This is a genomic window from Nonomuraea rhizosphaerae, from assembly GCF_019396405.1.
Classification (GTDB): domain Bacteria; phylum Actinomycetota; class Actinomycetes; order Streptosporangiales; family Streptosporangiaceae; genus Nonomuraea; species Nonomuraea rhizosphaerae.
The window spans coordinates 1-6,314 of record NZ_JAHKRL010000188.1 but is presented as its reverse complement, the minus strand read 5'-3'; the positions used below and the strand labels follow the sequence as shown (position 1 = coordinate 6,314).

The 6,314-nt window shown below is 70.3% G+C and carries 4 protein-coding genes; 2 read left to right on the top strand and 2 right to left on the bottom strand.

Features of this window, described 5'->3' with window-relative positions; genetic code table 11:
- Positions 1 to 130 precede the first annotated feature (130 nt).
- On the bottom strand, positions 131 to 2,071 hold the full coding sequence (locus tag KME77_RS09255; RefSeq protein WP_219463961.1) for a glycosyl hydrolase family 18 protein: 1,941 nt from the start codon (positions 2,069 to 2,071) through the stop codon (positions 131 to 133).
- 334 nt (positions 2,072 to 2,405) lie between these two features.
- Between KME77_RS09255 and KME77_RS09250 the strand changes: the two genes are divergently transcribed.
- Entirely contained in the window at positions 2,406 to 2,885 is a 480-nt protein-coding gene (locus tag KME77_RS09250) for a hypothetical protein (protein ID WP_219463959.1), read from the top strand.
- An 8-nt stretch (positions 2,886 to 2,893) separates the two neighbouring features.
- Here KME77_RS09250 and KME77_RS09245 read toward each other — a convergent pair whose 3' ends face one another.
- The gene (locus KME77_RS09245) at positions 2,894 to 5,005 is read right to left on the bottom strand and encodes a glycosyl hydrolase family 95 catalytic domain-containing protein (RefSeq protein WP_219463958.1); all 2,112 of its coding nucleotides are present in this window, start codon (positions 5,003 to 5,005) and stop codon (positions 2,894 to 2,896) included.
- Positions 5,006 to 5,095: 90 nt separating this feature from the next.
- On the opposite strand from KME77_RS09245, the gene boxB reads away from it, so the two are divergent.
- Positions 5,096 to 6,314 (top strand): benzoyl-CoA 2,3-epoxidase subunit BoxB (gene boxB / locus KME77_RS09240; RefSeq protein WP_219463956.1); only part of this gene is annotated, 1,219 nt, incomplete at its 3' end.

Genomic DNA, 6,314 nt, shown 5'->3' with positions numbered 1-6,314 from the left:
GAGGCGGCCGGTGGCGCCGGTGGTGACGATGAGTCCCATGATCCAAGAATCGCACGCCGGGGCCGGCCTGGTGGGCCGGCCCCGCCGCGCGTCGTGGAAGGACCGGCCCGGTGGGGCCGGTCCCGAGTGGCTATCCCAGGCCGCTCTTCATCGCGGTGATCAGCTCACCGTTGGTGGTGTCGCCGCTGAGCTCCCAGAAGAACGCTCCGCCGAGGCCCTGGGTCTTGGAGTAGCTCATCTTGCCGCCGATGGTGCTCGGCGTGTCGTAGCTCCACCACTGGTTGCCGCAGTAGGCGTACGCCGTGCCGGCGACGGTCCCGGTGGAGGGGCAGCGGGTCTTGAGCACCTTGTAGTCCTCGATGCCCTGCTCGTACGTGCCTGGCGCCGGCCCCGAGGCCGAGCCGCCGGGCGCGGCCTGGCTGACCCCGCTCCAGCCCCGGCCGTAGAAGCCGATGCCGAGCAGCAGCTTGCTCGACGGGATGCCCTTGCTCTTGAGCTTCTGGATCGCGGCGTCGCTGTAGAAGCCCGGAGTCGGGATGCCGTTGTAGGAGGTCAGCGGCGAGTGCGGGGCGGTGGGCCCCTGTGCCGCGAAGGCGCCGAAGTAGTCGTAGGTCATGACGTTGTACCAGTCGACGTACTGCGCGGCGCCGGCGTAGTCGGCGGCGTCGATCTTGCCGCCGTTGGTGCCGTCGGCGGTGATGGCCGAGGTGACCAGGTTGCCGGAGCCGAAGCGGGCGCGCAGCGCCGCCATGAGGTTCCGGTAGGCCGCCTGGCCACTGCTGTCGCAGCTCAGGCCGCAGGCGTTCGGGTACTCCCAGTCGATGTCGATGCCGTCGAACACGTCCGCCCAGCGCGGGTCCTCGACCAGGTTGTAGCAGGAGTTGGCGAAGGCGGTCGGGTTCTGCGCGGCCTGGCCGAAGCCGCCGGACCAGGTCCAGCCGCCGAACGAGAACAGCACCTTCAGGTTCGGGTACTTCCTCTTGAGCTTGCGCAGCTGGTTGAAGCTGCCGCGCAGCGCGCCGGCGTCCCAGGTGTCGGCGACGCCGTCCACGCTCTCGCCCGCCTGGTAGAAGCGGTCGTAGTCGGCGTAGCTGTCGCCGATCGCGCACTGGCCGTTGGTCACGTTGCCGAAGGCGTAGTTGATGTGGGTCAGCTTGGCGGCCGAGCCGCTGGTGTCGATGTTCTTGACGTGGTAGCCGCGCTGGTAGACGCCCCACTGCACGAAGTAGCCGAGCACCTTGTTGCCGCCGCCCGGACAGCCGGTGGTGGTGCCGGTGACCTGCGCGCTGGAGGCCGACTCGCCGGCCGAGTTGTAGGCCTTGACCGTGTACGTGTGCGACGTGCACGCGCCCAGGGAGCCGATCGTGGCCGAGGTGCCGGTCACTGTGGCTCTGACCGTGCCGCCCTCGTACACGCGGTAGCCGGTGACGGTGCCGGAGGAGGCGCCCCAGGACAGGCTGATCGAGGAGCCGTTCGACCCGGTGACGTTCGGCGCGCCGGGCTGGCCGGGCGCGCCGGTGTTGCCGCCCGTGGTGGTGGCGCTGACGGCGTTGCTGGCGGGCGAGACGTTCCCGGCGGCGTCACGGGCGCGGACCGTGTACGAGTAGCTGGTCGAGGCGGCCAGCCCTGTGTCGGTGTAGGAGGTGCCGGTGACCGTGGTCACCTGCGTGGAGCCGCGGTACACGTCGTAACCGGTGACGCCCACGTTGTCGGTGGAGGCGTCCCAGGCCAGCGAGACGGTGCTGGACGTGGTGCCCGTCGAGCGCAGGTTGCCCGGCGCGGACGGCGCGGTGGTGTCGCCGCCGCCCCCGGTGACCGGCTTCCAGAGTGCCGGCACGGCGGGCGGGGTCCAGTCGGGCTGGGAGGTGTGGGCCTGGACGCACTCGTAGTCGGCGCCGTTGTAGGTCACGCGCGCGCCGACCGCGTACGCGGTCCACGGTGCCCAGGCCGCGGCGGCATAAGCGGACGAGGTGGCGCCGTACGCGCCGGCCGGGGTGGCGACCACGGCGGTCAGTGGCAGCGTCAAGGCCGCCAGGACCGCTAGGCCCTTGCTCAGGATGGTGTGTCTCATAGATGCTCCGACATCCGGCGGTTGGGGGTGGGATGGCAGGCCCGACAGTGAACTTTTAGGAAAGTTTCCTGTCTATTATGAGACGACCGTAGCTTCTGCCTGCGGGATCGTCAATACACCGGCCGGGACCCGCCGTCCGTCCTGGACGGGGCCATGCCACCGTCTCCCCGGCGGGCGCCTATTTCCGCACCGCGCATTTCCGGTATTCGCCGGAGTTAAAGAAGGCGAGCCGCGCCTCCCTTTCTGTCATACACGGAGTTAACACCTCGCCCGGCAATCTTCATGGTGACCGGCCGGTCCGCAAACACTTGTTTCCCGCAGAGAAGAGAGTCACATGAAGCGCGCACTCGGCGCCGCCGTCATCACGATCGCGGCCCTCGGCACCACCGCCGCCCTCTCCGCGCCGGCCTTCGCCTCGGACGACCCGCACCAGCCGCAGCTGATCACCAGCGATCAGCTCACGCCCATCCTGGAGTGCGCCGAACCCGCCGGTGTCATCCGCATCGAGAAGGGCGAGAAGGTCAAGGTCAAGGACCTGAGGATCAAGGACGGCAAGATCAGCGACGAGGCGCTCAGAGTCGACGACAAGAGGGCCGTCGTCCGCAGGCTCGGCCCCGAGGACGAGGCGTGCGGCGAGGCCGGAGAGATGAAGTGCGTCGTCAAGCACAGGAAGGGCGACCGCCTGCAGGTCAGCTTCCGCGACGAGAAGGGCCGGCTGCACAAGCGCCACTTCGAGACCAAGAAGAAGGCGCAGGAGTTCACCAAGAAGGACAGGCACATCATCAAGTGGGTCGGCTGCGCCGTCCTCAAATAAGTTCGCACTCAAACAAGCTCCACATAACAGGGTGTCGCCGCCGTCAATTCGACCTCCCGGCGGCACCCTGACGCGCGGTGCACCAGAACGATCCGCTGGTCCACCGGGGAGCGCAGCACCGCCCTGACCCCCTGCGGCGACCACGTCAGCTCCTCCACGGTGACCCTGCCCCGGCAGGCCACTCCCCGGACGGTCCCCGCCGGGAGCAGGTCCGGCAGGGCGGGCAGCAGCTCCACGGTTCCGGGACGCGAGTCCACCAGCAGCTCGATGACCAGCCCCGGCAGCGTGTGGGCGGCGTCGGCGTTGTAGATCTCCAGGTCGGGGTTGTGCGCGGTCATCAGCGACCGGAACAGCATGTTCGCGCCCAGGATCTTCAGCAGGTTCTCCTGCGCCAGCGCCCCGTCCTTCAGCCGGGCCGCCACCAGCGCCCGGTGCAGGCTGCCGTGGGCGGACAGGTTCTCGTCGCCGCGCAGCTCAAGGGCGCGATGGGCGGCCGCGGCCAGCTCCGGCGTGTCGTCGGGGTTGATCTCGTGCAGCGGCCACACCGGGTAGAGGTGGCTGACGTGCCGGTGGTCCTCGTGCGCGGGCGCGCCGTCCCAGGCCCACTCCGCCAGCGCGCCGCGCTCGTCGACCCTGTACGCCGGCACGCGCTCGGCCAGCGGCGACCCCGCGACGGTCAGGGCGTGCCGGGCCGCCGCCAGGTCCATGGTGGCGTTGACGCTCGCGTACGCCGCGCCGCCCGGCCCCACCTCCGGCGAGAACGACGGCACCACGACGAACCCCGTCCGCGTCAGGAACGACTCCCAGAACCGGGCCGCCTCCCCCAGCCAGCCGGGAAGCTCGGCGGGCAGCTCACCGGTGACCTGGTGGTGCTCGTGCAGCGGGTACAGCAGCCAGTCCGCCCCCGCCAGCCACATCGTCCACGGCCACTGCTCGTCGAGGTGGAACAGGTAGCCGCTCTCCCCGTCCGTACGGCTGGGCGCGAGGATGCCGTCGATGCCGTAGATCTCGCGCGCGTTGGTCCGCCAGTGGTCGATCTGGTCGCGGATCAGGGCGGCGTACCCGGTCATGACCTCGGGCATCGCGCCGATGTTCACCCCGGCCATCTGCAGGTTGAGGTTGGCGTCCGTGGTGAAGTCGCCCGACCAGGCCGCTCCCCACGCGCCGAGCCACAGGCCGGTGAGCCGGGGCGGCAGCACCCCGGAGGAGCTGAGCAGGAGGTAGCGGCCGGAGTGGAACAGCCGCTCGACCAGGGCGGGCGTGGGCTCGGTGATCAGCTCGCCCACGGGGCTGTCGCCGGGCACGCCCAGGTCGAGGGTGACCCGCTCGTAGACGGGGCGGTGGACGGCGACGTGCCGCTCCAGCAGCTCCTCGTACGAGCGGCCGGCCAGGTCGGCGAGCCCGTCCGCCAGCCTCCCGGTCCCCCAGCCGGGCTCCTCGTACCGGTCGAGCCTGGTCAGCAGCAGCGCCTCACCGCGCATCACCACATCGTTCCCGGCCACCGCCACGTCGTCCCCCAGGACGAGCGTCAGCCCCTCGAACCCGGCCGCCCCGAGCCCGGCCGGATAGGCGCCCCGCACCCCGAGGAGGACATGTTCGCCCTGATGGGCCGAGGTCTCGCAGACCACGTCGCCCGGCTTGCCCGGCAGGTCACCCGTGAGGCTCAGCCGCAGGTCACCGGTCAGGTGCTGCACCACGACGCGGTCCGCGCGCGACACGAACGCCCGGTGGACGTCCGCCCCCGACGTGACGGTGATCTCCCCGCTGGTGAAGTCGGTGACCCGCCGGTAGGGGCCGCCGGACGAGCCCGTGACGACCAGCTCGTGCCCGGGGTGGAAGGACTGCGTCCACTCCAGCGAGCGCCCGCCGGCCGCCAGCCGCTGCGCCTCGACGGGGTCCCCGGACAGGATCAGCTCCCTGATGCGGTCCTGCCGGTCGGCGATGGCCGGTGGCCGCAGGTCGCGGGTGCCGTTGGGCAGGACGTACCGGTGGTGGTTGAACACGACGCGCTGGGCGTGCGGCTCGCCGTACACCATGATCCCGTACTCGCCGTTGCCGGACAGGAAGGCGTCCTGCCAGCGTCCGGCGGGCTGGTCGTCCTCGATGCGGTGCACGGGCATGCGGCCTCCTCAGGAACATAAATGCTACAGACGTTTGACGCCGCGACGGAGTATTGTCGAAAGCAGGCACCGAGTCCGAGCGAGGTGGGCATGTCCATCGACTACGGCGAGCGCATCCCGAACAACGTCAACCTGTCGGAGGACCGGCGCCTGCAACGGGCGCTGGAGTCGTGGCAGCCCGGGTTCCTGCGCTGGTGGGGCGAGATGGGGCCGGCGCTGCCCACCCAGGACGTCTACCTGCGCACGGCGGTGTCGGTGGGCCGCGAGGGCTGGGCGCACTTCGACCACGTGGCGCTGCCCGAGTACCGCTGGGGCATCTTCCTGGCCGAGCGCGACCCCGACCGCCGCATCGGCTTCGGCCAGAACAAGGGGCAGCCGGTCTGGCAGCAGGTCCCCGGCGAGTTCCGCGCCGAGCTGCAACGGCTGATCGTCATCCAGGGCGACACCGAGCCCGCCAGCGTCGAGCAGCAGCGCCGGCTCGGGCTGACCGCCCCCAGCCTGTACGACCTGCGCAACCTCTTCCAGGTGAACGTGGAGGAGGGCCGCCACCTGTGGGCCATGGTCTACCTGCTGCACGCCTACTTCGGCCGCACCGGCCGCGACGAGGCCGAGGCGCTGCTGCTGCGCAACTCCGGCAGCGAGGACTCCCCGCGCATCCTGGGCGCCTTCAACGAGGAGACGCCCGACTGGCTGTCGTTCTTCATGTTCACCTACTTCACCGACCGCGACGGCAAGTACCAGCTCGGCACGTTGAAGGAGAGCGCGTTCGACCCGCTCAGCCGCACCTGCGAGTTCATGCTCAAGGAGGAGGCCCACCACATGTTCGTCGGCACCACCGGCGTGGACCGGGTGGTGGAGCGGACCGCGATGCTGATGCGCGAACACGACACCGACGACATCCAGAAATATGGTGGCATCCCGCTGGAGGTCATCCAGAAGTACATCAACTTCCACTACAGCGTCAGCCTCGACCTGTTCGGCGGCGAGACCTCCACGAACGTCGCCAACTACTACACGGCCGGCCTCAAGGGCCGCTGGCAGGAGGAGCGCCGCAAGGACGACCACCTGCTGACCGAGGCGAGCGCCACCGTCCAGCGGGTCGAGGACGGCCGCCTGGTGGAGGTGCGCCTGCCCGCCCTGACCGCGCTCAACGCCGACCTGCGCGGCGAGTACATCACCGACTGCCACACCGGCGTGAACCGCTGGAACCGCATCCTGGACGGCATCGCCACCCTCTACCTGCCGCACGTCGGCTTCAACCGGCACGTCGGCCTGTTCGCCGGCCACCACGTGACCCCCGACGGGCGCC

Coding starts and splice junctions, on each gene's coding strand:
- KME77_RS09255 (WP_219463961.1), bottom strand. CDS start 2,071: ATGAGACACACCATCCTGAGCAAGGGCCTAGCGGTCCTGGCGGCCTTG.
- KME77_RS09250 (WP_219463959.1), top strand. CDS start 2,406: ATGAAGCGCGCACTCGGCGCCGCCGTCATCACGATCGCGGCCCTCGGC.
- KME77_RS09245 (WP_219463958.1), bottom strand. CDS start 5,005: ATGCCCGTGCACCGCATCGAGGACGACCAGCCCGCCGGACGCTGGCAG.